Source organism: Pseudomonas sp. MEJ086, assembly GCF_030209025.1.
GTDB lineage: Bacteria > Pseudomonadota > Gammaproteobacteria > Pseudomonadales > Pseudomonadaceae > Aquipseudomonas > Aquipseudomonas fulva_A.
In genome coordinates this window covers 205,019-225,388 of the sequence record NZ_JARVSV010000026.1, presented here as the reverse complement: position 1 = coordinate 225,388, position 20,370 = coordinate 205,019, and the positions used below count along the sequence as shown (strand labels likewise).

At 62.3% G+C, this 20,370-nt stretch carries 23 protein-coding genes and 1 tRNA gene; 11 read left to right on the top strand and 13 right to left on the bottom strand.

Annotated features, from left to right (window positions below; all coding sequences use genetic code 11):
- On the bottom strand, positions 1-2,217 hold the full coding sequence (locus QRN22_RS18120; RefSeq protein ID WP_156152716.1) for an LTA synthase family protein: 2,217 nt from the start codon (positions 2,215-2,217) through the stop codon (positions 1-3).
- 273 nt (positions 2,218-2,490) lie between these two features.
- Entirely contained in the window at positions 2,491-2,682 is a 192-nt protein-coding gene (locus tag QRN22_RS18115) for a PFL_1563 family small protein (RefSeq protein ID WP_175154230.1), read from the bottom strand.
- A gap of 166 nt (positions 2,683-2,848) precedes the next feature.
- Here QRN22_RS18115 and QRN22_RS18110 point away from each other — a divergent pair, with 166 nt between their 5' ends.
- From QRN22_RS18110 to QRN22_RS18095, 4 genes are all read left to right on the top strand, one after another.
- Positions 2,849-3,688, top strand: a complete 840-nt coding sequence (locus QRN22_RS18110) for a CvfB family protein (protein WP_042554406.1) — start codon at positions 2,849-2,851, stop codon at positions 3,686-3,688.
- A gap of 68 nt (positions 3,689-3,756) precedes the next feature.
- Positions 3,757-3,832: transfer RNA gene (locus QRN22_RS18105), tRNA-Thr, on the top strand.
- Between the two features lie 98 nt (positions 3,833-3,930).
- Positions 3,931-4,368: a VOC family protein gene (locus tag QRN22_RS18100; RefSeq protein ID WP_042554405.1), complete on the top strand. Its 438-nt coding sequence runs from the start codon at positions 3,931-3,933 to the stop codon at positions 4,366-4,368.
- Between the two features lie 179 nt (positions 4,369-4,547).
- Positions 4,548-4,826, top strand: coding sequence for a hypothetical protein (locus tag QRN22_RS18095; protein WP_042554404.1), 279 nt, complete (start codon positions 4,548-4,550; stop codon positions 4,824-4,826).
- A 165-nt stretch (positions 4,827-4,991) separates the two neighbouring features.
- Here QRN22_RS18095 and QRN22_RS18090 read toward each other — a convergent pair whose 3' ends face one another.
- Positions 4,992-5,372, bottom strand: coding sequence for a winged helix-turn-helix transcriptional regulator (locus QRN22_RS18090; protein WP_042554403.1), 381 nt, complete (start codon positions 5,370-5,372; stop codon positions 4,992-4,994).
- A gap of 97 nt (positions 5,373-5,469) precedes the next feature.
- Here QRN22_RS18090 and QRN22_RS18085 point away from each other — a divergent pair, with 97 nt between their 5' ends.
- Positions 5,470-5,877 carry a DoxX family protein gene (locus QRN22_RS18085; protein ID WP_042554402.1) on the top strand — a complete coding sequence of 136 codons (408 nt, stop codon included), beginning with the start codon at positions 5,470-5,472 and terminating at the stop codon, positions 5,875-5,877.
- Between the two features lie 15 nt (positions 5,878-5,892).
- Entirely contained in the window at positions 5,893-6,636 is a 744-nt protein-coding gene (locus QRN22_RS18080) for an SDR family NAD(P)-dependent oxidoreductase (protein ID WP_042554401.1), read from the top strand.
- Positions 6,637-6,680: 44 nt separating this feature from the next.
- On the opposite strand, the gene QRN22_RS18075 is transcribed toward QRN22_RS18080, so the two are convergent.
- Together QRN22_RS18075 and QRN22_RS18070 are read right to left on the bottom strand one after the other, a co-directional pair.
- Positions 6,681-7,892: an MFS transporter gene (locus tag QRN22_RS18075; protein ID WP_042554400.1), complete on the bottom strand. Its 1,212-nt coding sequence runs from the start codon at positions 7,890-7,892 to the stop codon at positions 6,681-6,683.
- A gap of 182 nt (positions 7,893-8,074) precedes the next feature.
- A complete protein-coding gene (locus QRN22_RS18070) occupies positions 8,075-9,040 on the bottom strand; it encodes an alpha/beta hydrolase (protein ID WP_231570174.1) in 966 nt (321 codons plus the stop codon).
- Between the two features lie 311 nt (positions 9,041-9,351).
- Here QRN22_RS18070 and QRN22_RS18065 point away from each other — a divergent pair, with 311 nt between their 5' ends.
- On the top strand, positions 9,352-10,296 hold the full coding sequence (locus tag QRN22_RS18065) for an AraC family transcriptional regulator (protein WP_042554398.1): 945 nt from the start codon (positions 9,352-9,354) through the stop codon (positions 10,294-10,296).
- Between the two features lie 6 nt (positions 10,297-10,302).
- Here QRN22_RS18065 and QRN22_RS26485 read toward each other — a convergent pair whose 3' ends face one another.
- The 7 genes from QRN22_RS26485 to QRN22_RS18035 form a co-directional block, all read right to left on the bottom strand.
- The gene (locus QRN22_RS26485) at positions 10,303-10,449 is read right to left on the bottom strand and encodes a hypothetical protein (RefSeq protein ID WP_156152715.1); all 147 of its coding nucleotides are present in this window, start codon (positions 10,447-10,449) and stop codon (positions 10,303-10,305) included.
- A 141-nt stretch (positions 10,450-10,590) separates the two neighbouring features.
- Positions 10,591-10,728 (bottom strand): hypothetical protein, encoded by a 138-nt coding sequence (locus tag QRN22_RS26480; RefSeq protein ID WP_156152714.1) that lies wholly within the window; start codon positions 10,726-10,728, stop codon positions 10,591-10,593.
- 45 nt (positions 10,729-10,773) lie between these two features.
- The gene (locus QRN22_RS18055) at positions 10,774-11,454 is read right to left on the bottom strand and encodes a DsbA family protein (protein WP_042554397.1); all 681 of its coding nucleotides are present in this window, start codon (positions 11,452-11,454) and stop codon (positions 10,774-10,776) included.
- A 129-nt stretch (positions 11,455-11,583) separates the two neighbouring features.
- Positions 11,584-12,510 (bottom strand): cation diffusion facilitator family transporter, encoded by a 927-nt coding sequence (locus tag QRN22_RS18050; protein WP_042554396.1) that lies wholly within the window; start codon positions 12,508-12,510, stop codon positions 11,584-11,586.
- A 340-nt stretch (positions 12,511-12,850) separates the two neighbouring features.
- The gene (locus QRN22_RS18045) at positions 12,851-13,165 is read right to left on the bottom strand and encodes an AzlD family protein (protein ID WP_042554395.1); all 315 of its coding nucleotides are present in this window, start codon (positions 13,163-13,165) and stop codon (positions 12,851-12,853) included.
- Positions 13,162-13,875 carry an AzlC family ABC transporter permease gene (locus QRN22_RS18040; protein ID WP_179540091.1) on the bottom strand — a complete coding sequence of 238 codons (714 nt, stop codon included), beginning with the start codon at positions 13,873-13,875 and terminating at the stop codon, positions 13,162-13,164. Before QRN22_RS18040 ends, QRN22_RS18045 begins: the two co-directional genes overlap by 4 nt.
- A gap of 304 nt (positions 13,876-14,179) precedes the next feature.
- Positions 14,180-15,892, bottom strand: a complete 1,713-nt coding sequence (locus QRN22_RS18035; RefSeq protein ID WP_042554394.1) for an amidase — start codon at positions 15,890-15,892, stop codon at positions 14,180-14,182.
- A 191-nt stretch (positions 15,893-16,083) separates the two neighbouring features.
- Between QRN22_RS18035 and QRN22_RS18030 the strand changes: the two genes are divergently transcribed.
- From QRN22_RS18030 to QRN22_RS18015, 4 genes are all read left to right on the top strand, one after another.
- Positions 16,084-16,656 carry a flavin reductase family protein gene (locus QRN22_RS18030; RefSeq protein WP_042554393.1) on the top strand — a complete coding sequence of 191 codons (573 nt, stop codon included), beginning with the start codon at positions 16,084-16,086 and terminating at the stop codon, positions 16,654-16,656.
- 78 nt (positions 16,657-16,734) lie between these two features.
- Positions 16,735-17,076 (top strand): hypothetical protein, encoded by a 342-nt coding sequence (locus QRN22_RS18025; RefSeq protein ID WP_042554392.1) that lies wholly within the window; start codon positions 16,735-16,737, stop codon positions 17,074-17,076.
- 123 nt (positions 17,077-17,199) lie between these two features.
- Entirely contained in the window at positions 17,200-17,511 is a 312-nt protein-coding gene (locus QRN22_RS18020) for a DUF485 domain-containing protein (protein ID WP_042554391.1), read from the top strand.
- Positions 17,508-19,163, top strand: a complete 1,656-nt coding sequence (locus tag QRN22_RS18015; RefSeq protein ID WP_042554390.1) for a cation acetate symporter — start codon at positions 17,508-17,510, stop codon at positions 19,161-19,163. The genes QRN22_RS18020 and QRN22_RS18015 overlap by 4 nt, the downstream gene beginning before the upstream one ends.
- Before the next feature lie 153 nt (positions 19,164-19,316).
- Here the strand turns inward: QRN22_RS18015 and QRN22_RS18010 are convergent, their stop codons facing one another.
- On the bottom strand, positions 19,317-20,348 hold the full coding sequence (locus QRN22_RS18010; RefSeq protein WP_042554389.1) for a GGDEF domain-containing protein: 1,032 nt from the start codon (positions 20,346-20,348) through the stop codon (positions 19,317-19,319).
- Positions 20,349-20,370: the final 22 nt, after the last annotated feature.

The following is a 20,370-nucleotide window of genomic DNA, read 5'->3' as shown; positions in this document are numbered from 1 at the left end:
TCACTGGGCCAGCTCTTCGCTTTCTTCCTCTGCCTGGGCAGCCAGCAGTTCGGCTTCCATCGGCCGCGTCTCGACGCTGAAATCGGTGATCTCGATGGAGCCCTTACCTTCACCCACCAGGTGGAAGGAAAATGCCTTGCGCGTATCGAGGTTGTCGAAGGAGAAGCTGAGCTCCAGTGGCTGGCCCTCCCTGAGCAGCGGAATCTCCGGGATGTTGATCAGCACGTCGCGATCGAACTCCTTGGTCTTCAGGCGCAGCGTGGCGCCCGACTTGGCCATCTTCAGCGCATTGACCTTGAGGGTCACCGTGGTTTGCGTGCCCTTCGGCAACTCCAGGTACTGGGCGCCGATCAGGTTGTCGGCCCAGTCGTCGCCCGGTGTGGTGCGCAGGCGAATGCGTTCGTTGCTGGCGAACTGCAGCAACTGGTTGCCCTGACCATCACTGAGCGAGCGATCCAGCAGCTCGGCGCGCTGACTCACCAGGCGCGCCGGTTTGCCACTGACGCGACCCAGGTAGTCGGCGTGATCGGCGATGAAACCCGGGCTGGCATAACGGCGGCAGACCTGCTGGAAGTTGCACTCGGTGAGCGTGCCGTGGCCGTCGTGTTCACGCAGCAGGCCATTGGTATAGGAGATGATTTCGCGGCCCTGGGCGTAGTCACGCAGCATCGAGCGGCCAGCGATATCCGCCGGCAAGGGCAGGGCGAAATAGTCGAGAACCGAGGCGGTCAGGTCGACATGCCCGTAAACGCCGCCCTTGATCGATGGCAACTGGGCCTGCTCCGGCGCGAGCATGAGGTTGAAGCCCCAGGCTGAAGCCAGGCGTACGTTCTCGATGCCATGGGACTCGTCGGAGGTGACGATCACCAGGGTGTCGTCGAGTACGCCACGCGTGTCGAGCGCCTCGAGAAACTCGCCAACGGCGTCGTCCAGGTAGGCGATGGCGGCCTGCTTGGCGCTGGGGTGACGGTCGAGGTAGTCGGCCGGGGCGGAGTAGGGCTGGTGGGTGCCGACGGTGAGCAGAGTCAGCATCCACGGCGCTTTCTGCTTGCGCAGGCCGTCGACGTAGGTCAGCGCGCCTTCGAAGTAGGCTTTGTCGTCCATGCCCCAGGCGAAGTCGAGATACGGTGTGTTGCGGAACCAGTCGCGGCCGAGGGTCTTGTCGAACCCCATGCGTGGCATGATCTGGTCCTTGGCCATGAAGCGCAGCCCGGCTCCCTGCAGGAAGTGCGTGCTGAAACCCTGTTCGCGCAGTTGCGCGGGCAGACACTGAGCGCTGCGCTCGGCATTGGCCAGCAGCTCGATGCCTTTCGGCGTGCCCGACGCGAGCTTGTCGTAGTCACCACAGAGCATCGCGTAGAGCCCGCGAATGGTCTGGTGGCCGTGCAGCACGTAATCATGGGTCAGCATGCCGCGCTCGGCCCATTGGCTCAGGCGCGGCATCGGATCGGCCTGGTAGCTGCTGCCGATGGCCTGGCGACTGGCGGCGATGTAGGCGCCGGGAATGCCCTCCAGGGTGATGATCAGAACATTGCGCGCGCGGCCTGGCTCGCTCAGCAGCGAGGTGCCGTCCATGTCCAGTCGGGTCAGCCCGGTCACATCTGGCGGGCTGCTTGGCTGCCCCCTGGCGATCCAGTTTTCGACACCGATCTGCGCGGCGCTGATGCCTTCCGCCAGCCACTTGTGTGGCAGGTTGAATTGCAGCCACTGGTCCGCTTCGCTGGGGCTGCGGTACTGATAGATACCATGAGCGGCGAGCAGGCCGAGCGGCAAGAGCAGCCAGGCGGGCGAGGGTTTGCTGGCGCGCTGTTTGCGGCCGATGGCCAGGAGCACGAAGAACGCCAGGGCAGTCGCGATCAGCCCGGCAGCCAGCCAGGGATGAGTGAGGCCGCCGCCTTGGGTCGAGTGGCTGAGGAACTGTGCATCGGTCAGGTAGTGCAGGTCTGCCGGCTCCGGCATGCGGCCGACGGCACTGACCAATTCCACTGTGCCGAGGTTGAGCGTCACCCAGCCGATAATCAGCGGGATGCCCAGCAGCAGGCCGCGGCGCATGACCAGCCACAGCAGCAGGCTGCCGATGGCCAGGTCCGAGAGGTAACCGAAGGGGTGTGACCAGCCCAGGGTGTAGCGGCTGACAAGCGGAAGAGCAATGAACAGGACAACCAGCGCCGTCAGAGCACTGACAGGCCGCTGCAGCCATGGGCTGAAAAAACGCACTTATATTCCTCGGGGAGTTGCCAGTGATCGACATGCCCGCTCGCGCTCTGGCCCATCGGTTCACTGCATGGCAGGCGGACACGACGCCGAGTCGGTAGCAACCGACCGCGCTGAAGGCGGGTGTCATCATTCTGAAACATGCGTGTGCTCATCGCCAGCGACAAGCGGCGAAGACGAGAAATAAGTCGTTCAAATCATTGCCCGGACGGGCGAGGGGAGGGTTGCCGACCTGGCGCCTGGCACGCAGACGCTACAGGCCGATACAGACCGGTATTACTTCTTGGCGATAGTAATGTGGCGGCTAGCTGGACCGTTGGTCTGGCCACTCACGCCTTTGGCGATTTCCTGGATCTTGCCACCGGACTGAAGAAACGCCGCTATCTGGGCGTTGATCGATTCGCTGGTTTCCACCGCTGGGGCGGGTTTAGCTTTGCTCTGGGATGCTTTGACGCGCATGACGGCCATTTAACCTACTCGAGAATCAAGATGGCCGCCTATTGTACCACCGTGAGGCGCTTCGCTGTTCATTCAATGACCAGTGGGCAGAAAATGCGTCGCACCTGGTCCGCACAGCCGAGAATCCGGCGGGCGAGTCGGGTAAACTGCCGGCCTGAAAATGAGGGTAGGCACCATGGCTGTTATCGGACGTATGAATTCCTTGCAGGTCGTCAAGCACACCGACTTCGGTCTGTATCTGGATGGCGGGGCGGATGGCGAAATCCTGCTGCCCAAACGCTACATCCCCAAGGAGACGCCGAGCGAGGTGGAAGACTGGCTCAACGTGTTCGTCTATCTGGACAGCGAAGACAAGCTGATCGCCACCACCGAGAAACCCAAAGTGCAGGTCGGCGAGTTCGCCAGCCTGAAGGTGGTCGACATCAATCGCGTTGGCCTGTTCCTCGACTGGGGGTTGCCCAAGGATCTGCTGCTGCCACACTCCGAAGAAAAGCGCCCGCTGCAGATTGGTGATTACTGCGTGGTCCACGTGTTCGTCGACAAACGCAGCCGTCGCATCACTGCGACCGCACGCCTGGACCGCTATCTGGACAAGCTGCCGGCCACCTACAAGGCTGGCGAGGAAGTCGATCTGCTGGTGGTCGAGCCCACCGACATGGGCTTCAAGGCGATCATCAACGGCAAGCACTGGGGGCTGATCCACAAGAACGAAGTGATCGGCTTCATGCGCCCCGGCATTCGCCAACCCGGCTTCATCAAGGAGATGCGCGGCGACGGCAAGATCAGCCTCAGCCTGCAACCGATCGGTCAGCAGGCAGCCGGTGGCCTCAGTGAGCAGATTCTCGATCGCCTGCGCGAAAGCGGCGGCGTTCTGGAGCTCAGCGACAAGAGCTCGCCGGAACGTATCAGCGCCATGTTCCGGGTCAGCAAGGGCAACTTCAAGAAAGCCATTGGTGGCCTGTACAAGCAGGGGCTGATCCATATCCACGAAGACCGTATCGAACTGGTCGGCTGATAGCAGGTGCCGTGCCGGCGAAAAAGCGCTTGAGTGGCGTGCTTGGCCTGCTGAATAATGCGTCTCCCGCCGGTGTAGCTCAGTCGGTAGAGCAGCGCACTCGTAACGCGAAGGTCGTAGGTTCGATTCCTATCTCCGGCACCAGACATTGATCTCCATTGAAACCCGCATGAAGCGGGTTTTTCTGTTTCTGGAATGCCCCGCGAGTGTGACGATCGCCCTTGATGGCATGGAGGCCGCTCATGTTTCATCGCAACAAGCTGGTCCCCGAACTGATGGTCACCGACCTGCAAAGCAGCCTGGCGTTCTGGGTCTCCTGCCTGGGGTTCAGGGTGGCGTACCAGCGGGCCGAAGACGGATTCGCCTATCTGGATCTGGATGGCGCTCAGGTCATGCTCGAGCAGGTTGACGTCTCGGCAGGCCAATGGCTCACAGCGCCATTGGCCAGGCCATTCGGAAGGGGCATCAATCTGCAGGTGGACGTTCCCGCAGTCGGCCCCGTCATCCATCGCCTTGGCCTGGCGGGCTGCAGCCTGTTTCGAGGCTGCACCGATACCTGGTACAGGGTTGACGCCCTGGAGGTCGGCCAGCGCGAGTTGCTCATCCAGGACCCCGACGGCTACCTGATCAGGCTGGTAGAGCGGTTGGGGGAGCGGCCTTTGCATCCCGCCATAAGCTAGCGTGGTTCAGGCCAGGTCGACGTCTCGAACGCCTGATGGCCCCACATATGTCGATACAAAGGCGGGCGCCTCGGACCGGCTGTTTTAACGAATTTTTTACATTCGCCATCGCCATAATCGCCGCGTTTTCGAGGGCTGCACGAGCAGCTTCGTTTCGACTATCGATGAGTGAGGCGTATATGAAGTTCGCAATGAAGTATCTGGCTATCGGTGCCATCAGCGTCATCGTGCTCAGTGGCTGCGATGCCGCGGAAAACGCGGCGAACAAAGCCGTTGAAGACGCCAAGGAAAGTGCCGCGCAAATTGCCAAGGACACCTTCAGCGATTCCGCGAAGCAACTCAGCGAGCAGATAGACAGTGCTCAGGAGTCCACCCAGTCGTGGCTCAATGGCGAGAAAGCCGAGGATGAAAAGTCCGAAGACAAGGAAGCCGCGACCCAGGACCGCGATGAAGCCTGAAGGCACGGATTCGCTTCCGATTCAGTGATCGTCACGGCCCGAGCAGGGGCTGATTGGCATTGTCGATGGATAGGGAGCTTCAGCTCTCAATCCGTTAGTCCACCTGCTGGCTTGCAGCCCCCGTAGGATGGGCTTCAGCCCGCCGACCGCACTGCCATACGCGTTTCAAGCATCCCTCGGCTTGCGGCCTCTAGGGTTGGGCTTTACCGGCACGCTGTTGCCGTATTCGCTCCACCATTGCATCAGTGCCTCCATGGTCGGGCCGAGGGCGCGTGCCTTGGTGGTCATTTCGTATTCGACTCGGGGTGGCACTTCCGCGAACACGGTGCGTGTCACCAGCCCGTCGCTTTCCAGCTCGCGCAACTGCGCTGTCAGCATGTGCTGGGTGATACCGGGGATGGCTTTGCGCAGCTCGCCAAAGCGATAGACACGCTGGTTCAGCAGCCACATGACTTCCAGTTTCCACTTGCCCGAGAGCAGCGCGAATGCGCGGCGCATTTCCTCGTGCATGTTGACCTGTTCGGCGTCTTTAGTCTGGTTTTCCATACTAACTATCACTTTTTCATCCTACTTGTGGCTTTTCATCTTAGACGACATCGTAGCCCCGGTTCGATGCGAAAACCCTATCCAGGAATGAAATAGCATGATCGAAAGTTACCTCTATTGGTTCAGCACCGCGCTGCTGTCTCTGCTCTACCTGGCTTCCGCCACGCTGTACATCGTCAAGCGTGACTGGGTTCGTCAGGCCCTCGCTGATCTCGGTTACCCGGCCTACCTGGTGCCGCTGCTCACCGCCGTGAAGCTGCTGGCGGTGGCCACGATGTTGTCGCGTTTCAGTGTGGTGCTCAGTGATCTTGCCTATGCCGGCATGTTCTTTCATCTGTTGCTGTCCGGGCTTGCGCACATCGGTGTGCGCAAGCCCGGTGGCGCGCTGCCGGCACTGATCGGTCTGCTACTGCTGGGTGCTTCCTTCGTCACTCAGAACGCTGCCCGCGAGCTTGCATCCCCCTACGGGCCGATGGTTGTCGCCCAGCAAACTTCCCCCAACTGAATTGGAGATCGAGCTATGTCCCGGCTCAACGGAAAAGTTGCCATCGTCACTGGCGCTGGTCGCGGCATCGGCCGCGCCACCGCCAAGCTGTTCGCTGCAGAAGGTGCCAGTGTCGCGGTGCTGTCGCGCACACCTGAAAACGTCGAGCGCGTGGTCGCCGATATTCGTGCGGCTGGCGGCGTGGCCCTCGGTGTGGTCTGCGACATCGCCGATGCCGGGCAGGTCAGCGCAGCGGTGGACAAGGTGGTAGCGGTCTATGGCCGTATCGATATTCTGGTCAACAACGCCTTCGACCCCGCGGCAGTGACGTCATCGGTGCTCGAACTCTCGGTCGAGAAATTGCAACGCAACTTCGCCATGGGGCCGGTCGCCTACCTGTGCACCATGCAGGCCTGCTATCCGTACCTCAAAGCCAGCGGGGAGGGGCGGGTCATCAACTTCGGCTCGTTGGCCGGTGTGGTCGGCCTGCCGGGCTATGCGCCCTACAACATGGCCAAGGAGGCGGTGCGGGCCCTGACGCGTTCGGCGGCGCGGGAATGGGGGGCAGACAGGATCACCGTCAACAACGTGCTGCCGATTGCAGACACCTGGGGAGCTGCGGTCGATGTGCCCACGCCTAGCAATGCGCTGGCCCGTCATGGCTCGCCGGAACAGGACATCGCACCGGTGGTGCTGTTTCTCGCCAGCAAGGATGCGCAGTTCCTGACTGGTTACAGCCTGACACCCGATGGTGGCCAGATCATCGACAGCGCCCGTTGAGGGTCGAGGCAAGGCACGCAGGCGTGTGCCTTGCCTCGATTGCGTCACGCCGCAGTACGCGATGCCATCGATGGTGCCTGTAGCGCGGCACGCCCCGCCAGGCAGGCGAGAACAGCGGCGACCACCAGCAGTGCTGCACTCGATTCGAAGGTTGCCCGATAGCCACTCAGGTCGAACACCAGCCCTCCAACGGTGGCGCCCAGGGCTATCGCCAGCTGGATGATCGCCACCATCAGCCCTCCGCCCGCTTCGGCATCGTCTGGCAGGTTTTTCGCCAGCCAGGTCCACCAGCCGACTGGCGCAGCCGTCGCCACCAGCCCCCAGAGGCCAAGCAATAGGGTCGTGGTGGCGGCCGAGCCACCGAAATGAATCAGCGCCAGTGCAATTGCCGCCATCAGCAGCGGGATGGCGATGAGCGTGCGATACAGGCCTCTTTTCAGAAATACCTCGATCACGAAGGTGCCCACCAAACCGGCCACGCCCAGTACCAGTAGCATGAGCGACAGTATGCTGATACCGACCTGAGTGACGGTTTCCAGAAACGGGCGCAGGTAGGTGAACAGCACGAACTGGCCCATGAAAAAGACACTCACTGCGACCATGCCCAGCGCCACGGGCAGGTTCTTCATCAGCCGAAAGACATTGCTGCTTTTGCCGCTGCGCTCCGTTTTGATCGAAGGCAGGCTAAGCAGCAGCCAGACAGCGGCAAGTGTGGCGACCGGCACGATGCAGAAAAATGCGCCGCGCCAACCGATCAGCGAGCCGAGAAAACTGCCCAGGGGTGCTGCAACGACTGTCGCCAGAGCGTTGCCGCCGTTGACGATGGCCAGTGCCCGGGGCACCTGATCCTTGGACACCAGGCGCATCGCCGTCGCCGCCGACAACGACCAGAAGCCACCGATGGCCACGCCGATCAGGGCGCGGCCCAGCATGAAGATCAGGTAGTTCGGTGCGAACGCCACCACCGTTCCCGAGACGATCATCAGCAGCGTCAGTGAGAGCAGCAGCCTTTTGCGATCGACACGTGCTGCTATGGCCGCGATGACCAGGCTGGTGAGCAGGGCGAACAGCCCCGACACGGCGATACCCTGGCCAGCCTGGCCCTCGGTGATCTGCAGATCCGCTGCAATCGGCGTGAGCAGGCTGACCGGCATGAACTCGGAGGCGACCAGGGCGAATGCGGCGAGCGACATGGCAAGCACTGCGCCCCAGCCGTGTGGAGCCTGGGGCGGTAACGAAATGGGTGTAGGGGACATAAGTGAGTCCTGTGTTTCGTGAACGCTATTCGGTAGGGCAGTGTTCAGCCGCAACGGGCCGGCGAATGGCGTATTCGGGGTGGATCGAAGGCTGGGGCGGGCGCACTGAGAGGGCGTTTGCAACTGAAACGTGAAGCCTGGCCGGGCGCAGGCATGTTGCGCTCGGTCAGGCTTGGCAGTGGTTACTTGAGATTCTTGTCGAAGAAATGGGTGATCGTCTCGAAGGGGATTTTGTCCATGCGGTCATAAAGATCTACATGGTTGGCGTCCCTGACGATCAACAGATCCTTGGGGTGTGCAGCCGCCTTGAAGGCGTCCTCGCTGAAGTAGCGCGAATGCGCATGTTCACCGGCGATGATCAGAATCGGCCGTGGTGAAATGTCCGCGATGTTGGTCAGCAGCGGCAAATTCATGAACGGCAGCGGTGTGGTGGTGGTCCAGGCGCCATTGGAGTTCGGCGAGTTCTTGTGGAAGCCGCGTGGCGTGCGGTAATAGTCGAAGAACTCCTCGATGACCGCGCCGTCGCTGCCGCTGAGCTTCTCAGGCAGGATGCGCGGCCCCGGCATTGCAGTGCCATTCTGCGCGTCGACCCAGCGCTGCTGGCTCAGCTGCTCCAGCGTTTGTGCGCGTTGTTCTGGCGTCAGGCTGTCGTTCAGGCCCTTGGCCATGACACGGGACATGTCATACATGACGGTGGTGACCACGGCCTTGATACGCGTGTCGACTGCCGCTGCACTAAGGCCCATACCGCCCCAACCGCAAATCCCGATGATGCCGATGCGTTCGCGATCAACCGACTTCTGTAACCCCAGAAAATCGACCGCGGCGCTGAAGTCCTCGGTATTGATGTCCGGCGAGGCCAGGTCGCGGGGCTCGCCGCTGCTTTCGCCGGTATAGGAGGGGTCAAACGCCAGCGTCACGTAGCCGCGCTCGGCCATGGTCTGCGCATACAGGCCGGACGACTGCTCTTTCACCGCACCGAACGGGCCACTTACAGCCAGTGCCGGGAGCGGCTGGCTGCCGCGCTCCCTGGGCAGGTACAGATCGGCTGCCAGGGTGATGCCATAGCGGTTCTTGAAGGTCACTTTCTGATGGTCGACCTTGGTGCTTTGCGGGAACGTCTTGTCCCACTGCTGGGTAAGCGTCATGGTCTTTTCTCCTGGCTCGCGTTGCGCTTCCTGGGCCAGTGCGGCCGACACGCTGGCGAAAGCTGTGATGCCGGCAAAAAGGGCGCTCTGGATCAGCCCCAGGCGTGAAAACGAGTTGTTCATTGAATGCACTCCGGTGGTGATGCGATCGCTGTTCTGTCGCAGTCCGTGCCATTCTGCGCAGCCGCCCACGCGGTCTGTAGCGCATTTCGCTGGATTACTTGCCCGATCCGATGGGCTTGCCGGCTTTCGATGGGAAGGGCGGAGCGAGCGGGTTAGAGTGCGATGACGAAGCAGATACAGGCTTGACGATGAACAGACACAACGCGCCAATCGCATCGCTACATGAGTCGCTCACGCAGCATATTGGAGCGCGCATTGCCCGCCCGGGTGATGAGAAAACCGCTATTGCCGGGCTCGGCTTCTTCAGGCGAGAAGAGCCCTCGCCGCCGGTAGTGTGCATGGTCGAGCCGAGCATCATCCTCGTCGCTCAGGGAGAGAAGCGCCTGTGGGTCGGCGGCGAAGGCTACCCGTATGATCCTTCGCGTTTCCTGGTTACTTCGCTGAACCTGCCCGCCAATTCCGAAGTGCTGGTGGCGAGCCCGCAGCGGCCCTGCCTGGGGCTGACCCTGAAGCTCGATCTGCGCGTGTTGGCCGAGCTGATCGCCGAGGGCGGTCTGCCGACCAGCCGTGATCGATCTGCGGGCACGGGGGTGGGGATCGGCGGGGTCACCGCGCCGCTGCTGGCATCTTTCGAGCGGCTGCTGGCGTTGCTCGATGAGCCGGAGGCCATCCCCGTACTCGCACCGTTGATCCAGCGTGAGATTCACTACCGGCTGTTGATGAGCGATCAGGCTGGCAAGCTGCGCCAGATCACCTCCGTCGATGGCCAGGGTTACCGCATCGCCAAGGCCATCGACTGGTTGAAACTCAATTTCGCCATGTCACTGCGTGTCGAGGAGCTGGCCGCCCGCGTGCAGATGAGTTCACCGACCTTCCATCATCATTTTCGCCAGCTCACCGCCATGAGCCCGCTGCAGTACCAGAAGTGGCTACGCCTGAACGAAGCCAAACGGCTGATGCTCAACGAGCATCTGGACGTTTCCAGCGCTGCTTTCAAGGTCGGCTACGAAAGCCCCTCACAATTCAGCCGCGAATACAGCCGCCTGTTCGGCGCGCCGCCCAAGCGGGATATCGCCGTGTTGCGCGGGCTGGCAGATAGGCAAGCGTCTGAACAGGGCCAGCTCGCTGGCTAGAGAGGCTTAACTGTCGCGTGCTCCAATCAGCGGAAGCCTGGCCAGCATCGTTTTGAGCGCCAGGGCGTCCCAGGGCAGATGTTCGGCGATTCCGATGCCGACTACATCGGCGTTGGCTGAGAGATCACTCAACACCTCGACGACCTGCGCCATGCTCAGTTGGCCTTGCGCTACGCCATCGAAGGTGCCTTTGGGCATTGCGGGGTTAGCGAACAGCAGCCCTCGGAAAAGCGCTGGATCCAGCGCATCGAGGTTGAAGTGAATGGCCAGGTGCCTGGCGCCTGTGGCCTTGAATCATTCGATCACCGGCTGGCTGCCTGGCTCGGCGAGCGAAGAGGGGCTGACAGTGCCGAGCCCCATGAGATCCGGTTGGGGGCCGCCCTGCCATTGCGGCAAAGGCAGGCGCAGCGTCTTGCCGGTGAAGTCGGGCATGGGATCTCCCGAGGTTCGTGGGCTCGAAAACGCGCAGAGGCGCGATCAGCCCAGTGCGCTTCCAGCCACTTTGCGCAGCTCGCCCAGCAGTACGTCACGCCCTTGATACAGCGCCGCCGAGGGAATGGCGTGAAGCGTCTCATCGACCTGTACCAGCAGTTGCGGTACGCCACGGATGCCAAGTCTGTTCATCAATTGTTGAGTGGTGTCGATGCGTGTTTGCGTCTGTCGGGTCAGCGCGTCATCCGTTTCCAGGCGCTGACCCAGCTCCGTGGCGTCGATGGTGTGGCCGGCGTCGCCGAGAAACCCTGCCGTCACGTCGGCGACGACCTGAACGATGGCGGTGTTGCTGCCCGCCACGTACCTGGCGACCTGCAGCTGCCTGAGCAGGCCGGGCTCCAGCTCGGCGCCGATCTGCTGGACGGCGGTCAGCGCCCGGTTGATGTATGTCGAGTCGAATGGCGTGGCGTCATCCATCAGCACCTTGTCGCGGTATGCCTCGCTGAACGCTTCGCCGGTCGCCGCGGCAATGCGTTGATCGTTGCTCCACGCGTAGCCCGCCCACTCGGCGGACATCGCCCGCGCACCCGGGCCGGAAAACAGACCACTGGGGCGCATTTCGAGGCGTTCAGGCCAGGCCTGTGCCAGCGTGGCCAATGCAGGGGAGCTGGCGTAGCACCAGCCACACAGGGGGTCGAAGATGTACTGGAAGCGAACGGATGCCATGGCCAAAGCCCTCGTGGAATGCTAGTGGCCGCACCTTAATAGCTGGCTCGGGAGTGATCTACAGCCCCGAGGTTGACGCTTTGTTGCTTGGAGCGTGCATATCGATCTGCTCACTCGCCAGCAGGGCCGCTACCTGGCCCATTGCGGATCGGTGGTGAAGGCGATGGTCAGCCAGCGGTTGGGGCCTTCGTCGCCAATCGCTTCGCCGATGGCGTCGCGCAGCCGGTCCCAGTCGTCCAGGGTCTGGGCTGGCCAGTCGGCAGGCACGATGAAGTACAGCTCGACCTGCAGGGCACGGCCCACCTTGGCGACGTAGGCTTCATAGCCGACGAAGCCCTGTTGGGCGACCACGCCGGAGGCTACCTCGTCGACGTGCATCTTCAGCGCTGGCGGCGTGACCAGCAGGATATCGGCCATTGCCTGGCGGATGGTCAGCAGCGGCATGGGCAGAATCACCAGGCAGATGATCGCCAGCACCGCCGGGTCGATGTAGGGGCCAAGCCAGCCATAGGTGGTCGAGGCGGTAACCTCGCCCAGCATGAAGGCGATCAACAATGCCAGCGAGATGCTCCCGGACATCACCCAGGCCTTGGCATCCAGGGCCACGAAGTCCGAGCGGATGAGTTTGTTGGCGCGAAACTCCAGGGCGGCCAGGCTGAAGCAGGCGATGGTTGCCACGAGCGCGTAGATGATCGCGAAGCCGAAGTCGAGAGGTTTGCCGCCTGCCAGCAGGCTGCCGACCGCATTGATCAGCGCGTACAGCGTCACGCCGCACAGCAAGGTGCCGTTGAGCGCCAGCACCATGGGCTCCAGGTGCCAGAACCCCATATTGAAGCGCTCGGCGAGGCGGCGGTTGGCGTCGCTGTTGGACGTGTGCTTGCGGATCAGCGTGGCGACGATCAGTGCCAGGCCACTCATGCTGGCATCGGCGAGCGAGTAGACCCCGTCGAAGACGATGGAGAAGGACCCCGACAAGAGACCAAAGAGGATACCGCCACCCGCTAGCAGCAGGGTGACGGCGATGGATAGGCGCAGGATGCCTTGTTCTGTTTTCATGATCGATTACCGGATACTGGGACGAGATGCCAGGCGTGGCCTGTCATTTCGGAGACTCAAAAAACTATCTTTCGGCTGGCCTGAGCGATGGCGCCTGGCGCCTGGCGCCTGGCGCCAGGAACTGGGCCTGGAGTGGCTTGTGACGGGCTCTGACTGAGCAGTTCCTGCCCCTGCATTGCAGGAGTCCGGGAAGGCGAGAGTGACCAGCACGATGATATTCGTCAGCCAGTATAGGTGAGCGCTCGCGCATAAAAAATTGGCGAATTGGCAAGTATTCAATGCGCTGGCGCAATGTTGGATGCCGCGCTGACCACGCGTGATGGCAGCGCCAGGCTGCGGTTTAAAGCCCCGTTTGCCTGACGAGAGCGGCAACCAGTATCCCCGCGGCAATCGCCGGCAGTGGTTTCTTGACCAGCAGCATGACAACCGCCGTGCTCGCCAATGCCAGCCGTGCACCGTTGTCGCCTTCAAGTGCCAGGGGCGCCAGCAGTGCCACCAGTACCGAGCCGGACATGGCACTGATGAACTGCTGGGTTCTGAGGTTTATCGGCACGAACGACATGACGAAAATACCGCCCCAACGGGTGGCGAGCGTCACCACCGCCATCACGATGACGACGATCATGGCGCCGGAACCCGTCGATTCGATCATCATGCTTGCTTCTCCATCCACAAGGCACCGAGCACGCCGCCCGCCAAGGCACCGACCACCACATGGCTGTTGCTGGGCAAATACCAGTAGGCCAGCAGCGAGGCGCACGCAGCGACCGTCCAGATGATCAAAATCCGCAGATCCTTCTTGCCACCGACCACCATGGCCAGCAGGAAACAGCCCATGACCATGTCCAGGCCAAAGCTCACGGGGTCGTCGATTGCACTGCCAAAATAGATACCCAGCCAGGTTCCCAGCAGCCAGGCTGACCACAGCGCCAGGCCGCCACCGAGCAGCAGCCCCAGTCCTGGCTTGCCAGAACCGAAGGCCTGCATGGACATGGCCCAGTTGGCATCGGAGGCGACCAGCATGACGCCGTAGCGTTTGGCTGGCGGCAGGTTGCTCAGCCAGGGGTACAGCGTGGCACCCATCAGCAGGTGACGGGCATTGATCGCGAACACCGTCAGCGCCAGAGGCACTAGTGGTATGTGCGTGCCCCACAGATCCAGCGCCGCGAACTGCGATGCCCCGGCGAAGACCAGTGCGCTCATGACGAGGCTGGTCTCGGTGCTCAGCCCGGTCTGCGTGGCGGCCAGCCCGAAAGCCAGCCCGAACAGCACGACGAAGGCCGAAATGGGCAGGAATGCCTTGAATCCATCCCAGGCGATCGAGACATTGATCGCTTCCAAGTTCTTATCGCTGTTCGACAACATATCGTTCCTGTTCATGCATCCGTTGCGCTTATCGACAGCATTCGCGATGTCCGAAAAGGCGGTTAATGCGAGTTTCTCCACCCGGGGTGTAGTGAGCCTATGGCGAAAGTATGTGTCGGGTGCATTCTTCCGTAAAACGCATAATTCGCCGGTCTATCATTCGAATTGCGAATGCAGTGATGAGGGGGATGGGCTCCAGCCCGAGCTTATCCCGCTAGCCACGCTGGCAGGCCAGTTGCTGCTCGGTCAGGCGATACAGCGTGAGCGTGATTGTCGCTTGCAGCTCGACAATCACGCGGGCTCATCACTCGGCTTTCGACAGCGGCGGGGTGCGCGGTGGAATCTGGCGTTGCGAACCTGTCGACTCATAGGCGCAGGCCAGTCGCAGCAGCGCCGAGTCATCGTAGGCGCGGCCGGCGAAGGTCAGCCCGACGGGCATGCCGATATCCGCCATCACACCCATCGGCACGGTCACCGTGGGCACGCCGAGGTGGCGAATGGCGAGGTTGCCGTTGGCGACCCAGATGCCGTTGCTCCAGGCGATATCGGCGGAAGCCGGGTTGATGTCGGCATCCGCTGGGCCCACGTCGGCGACGGTAGGGAAGAGCACGGCGTCGAGCCCGAGCGCGTCCATCCACTGTTCGAGATCGATCTGCCGGGTCTTCTCCAGCCCTCGCAGGCCATCGGGCAGCGTGGCGATCTCGTTCCACGGCGTGATGCCGCGTTCGGCCATGCGCACGTACTCGTCCATCCCGGCGGCCAGATCGTCCTCGCGGTTGGGCAGGGTGCCTGGGTCGTGGGGGAAAATCTGCGGCCCATCGACGTCCGCCAAACGGTTCAGTTTCGGATCGCCATTGGCACGCAGGAAGTCGTCGAAGGCCCAGGCTGACAGTTCCCAGAGTTCGTCATGCAGAAACTCTTTGGAAACCAGGCCACGGTTGAACACCGTCGAGGCGCCAGGGCGGTCGCCCTCGCAGTTGGAAACCAGCGGGAAGTCCACCTCGATCACTTCGGCGCCGGCACTTTCCAGCGCCTTACGGGCGTTCTCCCATAGCGCGATCACCGAGGCACGGGTGTTGATACGCTGCCCGGTTGGCCCGCCGATGCCTGGCGAGTCGCTGGTGCCTGCGTCCGGGTCGGCATTGATGAACATGCGTGGCACGCCGAAGCGTTTGCCGGCCAGTGCGTCCGCACCCACAGCCAGTGCCTGATAGCGGTCGGGTCTTACCGAGGAGGCGGCGGGGATCGGCACCCAGGGCTGCAGGCGCCACAGGTCGCCCCGAGTGTCGGGGTCATCGGCGACGACCACGTCCAGCACTTCGAGCAGATCGACCATGCTTCGCGCGTAGGGCACCACCACGTCCATGGTTGGCGTCAGCGGCCAGTTGCCGCGCACCGAGATCACCCCGCGCGACGGCGTATAGGCGCACAAGCCATTGTTCGAAGCCGGGCCACGACCGCTCGACCAGGTTTCCTCGGCGAGGCCAAAGGCGGCGAAACTGGCAGCCGTCGCAGTACCAGCCCCGTTCGAGGAGCCCGAGGCGAACGGGGCGGTCAGGTAGCTGGCGTTGTACGGGCTTTCGGCGCGGCCATAGACGCCACGCTGCATGCCACCGTTGGCCATCGGCGGCATGTTGGTCTTGCCCAGGCAGATGGCGCCGGCAGCGCGCAGGCGTTCGACGGTGAAGGCGTCGCGGTGGGCGAGCAGGTCCTTGAAGGCCGGGCTGCCCGAGGCGGCGGTCAGCCCCTTGACCAGGTAGCTGTCCTTTGCGGTGTAGGGGATGCCATCGAGCGGGCCGCGGGTTTCGCCACGGGCGCGGCGGGCGTCGGATGCCTCTGCCTCGAGCAGCGCGTCCGGGTTGCGCACCACCACGGCGTTCAGCGCGGTGGCCGTCTGCGGGCCGTCATAGGCGTCGATCCTGGCGAGGTAGGCTTTGACCAGTTCGACCGCTGTGGTGCGGCCCGCCTCAAGCGCAGCGCGCAGTTGGGCGATGGAAACTTCGGTTACCTCGATCATGGTGTCACCACTGTTAGCTGGCAGGTGGACGACGCCTGGCGTCATGCTGCACCTGAATGGGATGGAGGGCTCGAGCAAAGCCTGCACGGGCGCCGATTCTAGCGCGCGAGTGGCCGTCCGGGCGATCACGTCGTGGCTCGCGAGGTGCGATGTTGTACATTGCCGTTTTCGAGTTTCGCAGAGGCGCAACGATGGACAACCCGATCAAGCCCGTGAGCCTGGACAAGGCCTACCGGTTGCTCAACCACGGCCCCACGGTGCTGGTATCCGCACGCCATGACGGCGTCGACGGGGTGATGGCCGCCGCCTGGGCTTGTGCCCTGGATTTCGACCCGCCCAAGCTGACCGTGGTACTGGACAAGATCACCGCCACCCGTGCGCTGGTCGAGCGTAGCGGTCGATTAGTCATTCAGGTGCCCACTGCCGCGCAGCTGGAACTGACTCACCAGGTCGGTTCGCGCAGCTTGAACGATGAGCCCGACAAGCTGGCCACTACCGGCGTCGAACTCATCGCCCTGGGCGATCAGAATCTGCCATTCGTCGCGGGCTGCTCGGCATGGCTGGCCTGCCGCCTGATCGTAGAGCCGCACAACCAGCAGACCTACGACCTGTTCATCGCCGAGGTGACCGCTGCGTGGGCCGATTCGCGGGTGTTTCGTGACGGGCGCTGGCACTTCGAGGAGGCCGATCCCGCCTGGCGCAGCATCCATCACGTAGCCGGCGGTCACTTTTATGGGATCGGCGAGGCATTGAGTCGCAAATGATCCGCGCTGCGCGCTGTCTCAGCTAGACATGGGGCGAGGGCGTGATCACCTGGCGCCTGAACGCTATCGGAGTTCGAGATGAAATCACTGATCGGTTTTACCCTGATGCTGGCTGTGCTGACCGCCACCGGTGCATCTGCCGACGAGCGCGCGCCGCAGACCATCCGCGTGATTCCCAAGGCTTACGTCAGCCCGGGTGCCAGTGGCAGCGTCGACACCTATGAGCGTCAGGAGCGTTACAACCTGTATGGTGGCCAGCGCATACCGCAAGGCATCGATTCAAGCCGTTATGAAAGCGGCCAGCGCAGCTCGACCTTCGAGACCCGTGGCGGCATTCGCCAGAGCACCGAGTACCCGAACGGTTACCAGATTCAGCGATATCCGGGGCAGGGCACGCAGCAGTACCAGCAGCGGCGCTGAGTGCGCCGGGCATTAGACTTTGGTCTAAAAGGGAGGGGGTTTCGACTAAGGTCGTCTGTCGGAAGTTGAATGCTGACTTACAGTTATCCATACCAGCATCCTGCTGTGGAGGATAACAATAAAATGAACGACAGCATCTACCGGCGGATCGAGCAAAGTCCGCACTTCAAGGAGCTAGTAGCCAAGCGTGAAAAATTCGCCTGGATACTTTCCGCCATCATGCTTGGCATCTATATCGGCTTCATCCTGCTCATCGCCTTCGTGCCCGGCTGGCTGGGAACCCGCATCACCGAAGGTTCTCCGATCACCTGGGGCATTCCAGTGGGCCTCGGCGTAATCCTCTCGGCCTTCGTGCTGACCGGCATCTACGTGCGCCGCGCCAACAGCGAATTCGACAACCTGAATCAGGTGATCCTGGATGAGGTGGGCAAATGATCGGCCGTATCCTCTCCACGTTGGCCCTGATGGCCCTGGCCCCGACCTTGTGGGCCGATGCATTGACCGGCGACGTTCAGCGTCAGGCAGTCAATACGCCCGCGATCCTGATGTTCCTGGCTTTCGTCGGTGGCACCCTGTGCATCACCTACTGGGCCTCCAAACGCAGCAAGTCGACGTCTGATTTCTATACCGCGGGGGGCGGTATCACAGGCTTCCAGAACGGCTTGGCAATCGCTGGTGACTACATGTCGGCGGCGTCCTTCCTGGGTATTTCCGCCCTGGTGTTCACGTCCGGCTACGACGGCCTGATCTACTCGATCGGCTTCCTGGTCGGCTGGCCGGTGATCCTCTTCCTGATCGCCGAACGCCTGCGCAACCTGGGCAAATACACCTTTGCCGACGTGGCGTCCTATCGCCTCAAGCAGAAGGAAATCCGTACCCTGTCAGCCAGCGGGTCGCTGGTGGTGGTGGCTTTCTACCTGATCGCGCAGATGGTCGGTGCAGGCAAGCTGATCGAGCTGCTGTTCGGCCTGCAATACCATGTGGCGGTCGTGCTGGTCGGTATCCTGATGGTGATGTACGTGCTGTTCGGCGGCATGCTGGCCACCACCTGGGTGCAGATCATCAAGGCGGTGTTGCTGCTTTCCGGTGCGTCGTTCATGGCGTTCATGGTGATGAAGCACGTCGACTTCAACTTCAACACCCTGTTCACCGAAGCGATCAAGGTTCACGCCAACGGCGAGAGGATCATGAGCCCCGGTGGCCTGGTGAAAGACCCGATCTCGGCGATCTCCCTCGGCCTGGCGCTGATGTTCGGTACTGCCGGTCTGCCGCACATCCTGATGCGCTTCTTCACCGTTGGCGATGCCAAGGAAGCCCGTAAATCGGTGTTCTACGCCACCGGCTTCATCGGTTACTTCTACATCCTGACCTTCATCATCGGTTTCGGCGCGATCCTGCTGGTCAGCACCAACCCGGCCTTCAAGGACGCTGCTGGCGCTCTGCTGGGCGGTAACAACATGGCGGCGGTGCACCTGGCCAATGCCGTGGGTGGCAGCATCTTCCTGGGCTTCATCTCGGCCGTGGCCTTCGCCACCATCCTCGCGGTGGTTGCCGGTCTGACCCTGGCGGGCGCTTCGGCGGTTTCCCACGACCTGTACGCCAGCGTGTTCAAGAAGGGCAACGTCAACGAGAAGGACGAGCTGCGCGTATCGAAGATCACCACCGTGTGCCTGGGTATCCTGGCCATCGGCCTGGGGATTCTCTTCGAGAAACAGAACATCGCCTTCATGGTGGGTCTGGCGTTCTCCATCGCGGCGAGCTGTAACTTCCCCGTACTGTTCCTGAGCATGTACTGGAAGAACCTGACCACCCGTGGCGCGATGGTCGGTGGCTGGCTCGGCCTGATCACCGCCGTGGTACTGATGGTGCTCGGCCCAACCATCTGGGTCACGGTGCTCGGTCACGAGAAGGCGATCTTCCCGTACGAATACCCGGCGCTGTTCTCCATCATCGTGGCCTTCGTCGGTATCTGGTTCTTCTCGATCACCGACAAGTCCGAATCGGCTGCAGAGGAACGTGCGCTGTTCCTGCCGCAGTTCGTGCGCTCGCACACCGGCCTGGGCGCCAGTGGCGCTTCGTCTCACTGATCGGTCCTGCAGTACTGAAAAGGGCGGCCCTCGGGCCGCCCTTTTCTTTTCTGGCGATCGGCAATCCGCGGTGGCGGACCAGGCGCATATGCAGCGTTTGCTACTCGGGCCAAGGTTGGGTCCTGCAACAGGTCGCTGCGCTCGGGGTTGACCCTAGCTTGGTTCGAGCGCTGCGCCGCCATCGATGTGGATGCGGTCACGGCCCGCGCCCTTGGCCTGGTAGAGCTGCTGGTCCGCGCGCTGCAGCCAGCTTTCCCATTGCTCGCCAGCCCTTAGCACAGCGCCACCCATGGAAACGGTCACCAGGCCGCTAGGGCTGCTCAGGTGCTGGGCTATCTGCGCCTGCAGGTGTTCCGCCGCGGAGAGCAGCCCCTGTTCATCGGTATTGCCCAGCAACAGCAGAAATTCTTCGCCACCAAAGCGAAACAGCCGATCTTCCTGGCGGACGCTGCGCTGGGCCAGTGCGACGAAATCCACCAGCACCTGGTCGCCGGCCTGGTGACCGAAGCGGTCGTTGATCTGCTTGAAATGGTCGAGGTCGATCAGCAGAACCGAGGCATTGATATCGTGCCGGCGCCGGTTGGATACGGCGATTTTCAGTTCATCGTTCATTACCCGGCGGTTGCGGGCGCCGGTCAGCGGGTCGCGCGTGGCCCAGGCATGCAACTGGTCACGCTGGTGCTGGGTGCGGTAGGCAAAGATGAAGGTCAGCACACTGGCCAGCAGTGCGGTGACCAGAAACGACAGCATCTGGTAACGGCTTTCGAATACCGTGCCCGGCACCAGCAGGGAATAGATCGCCAATGCGGCGACCACCAGTACGGTCGCGAGCAGTGCCCTGGGCGGTGACACCATGAAGAAGTTGAAGAGGATCAGCGGGTAAATCCAGAACAGCCCGTTGACGCCCAGATTGAGGGTGATCAGTGTGGCGCACAGCGAGAAGATACCGGCCAGCCAAACCCCGGGTCGGACCGTGTCGCCGGTGCGCCAGGCGTGAATGACGGCCAGGATGGTCGACAGCACGATCACCGTATCGGCGACGCTGACCAGATAGTTGCCGTGCACGGCGCGGTAGACGGCATAAGGCGAAATGCCCAGTACACCGAACAGCCCCATGAGGGTAATGATCGAAAGTTGGAAATCCTTGCGCAGCCGCGCAAGCAGACGCTTCACGTGAATAGCCATGGTGCTTTCATTCTGGTTGTGG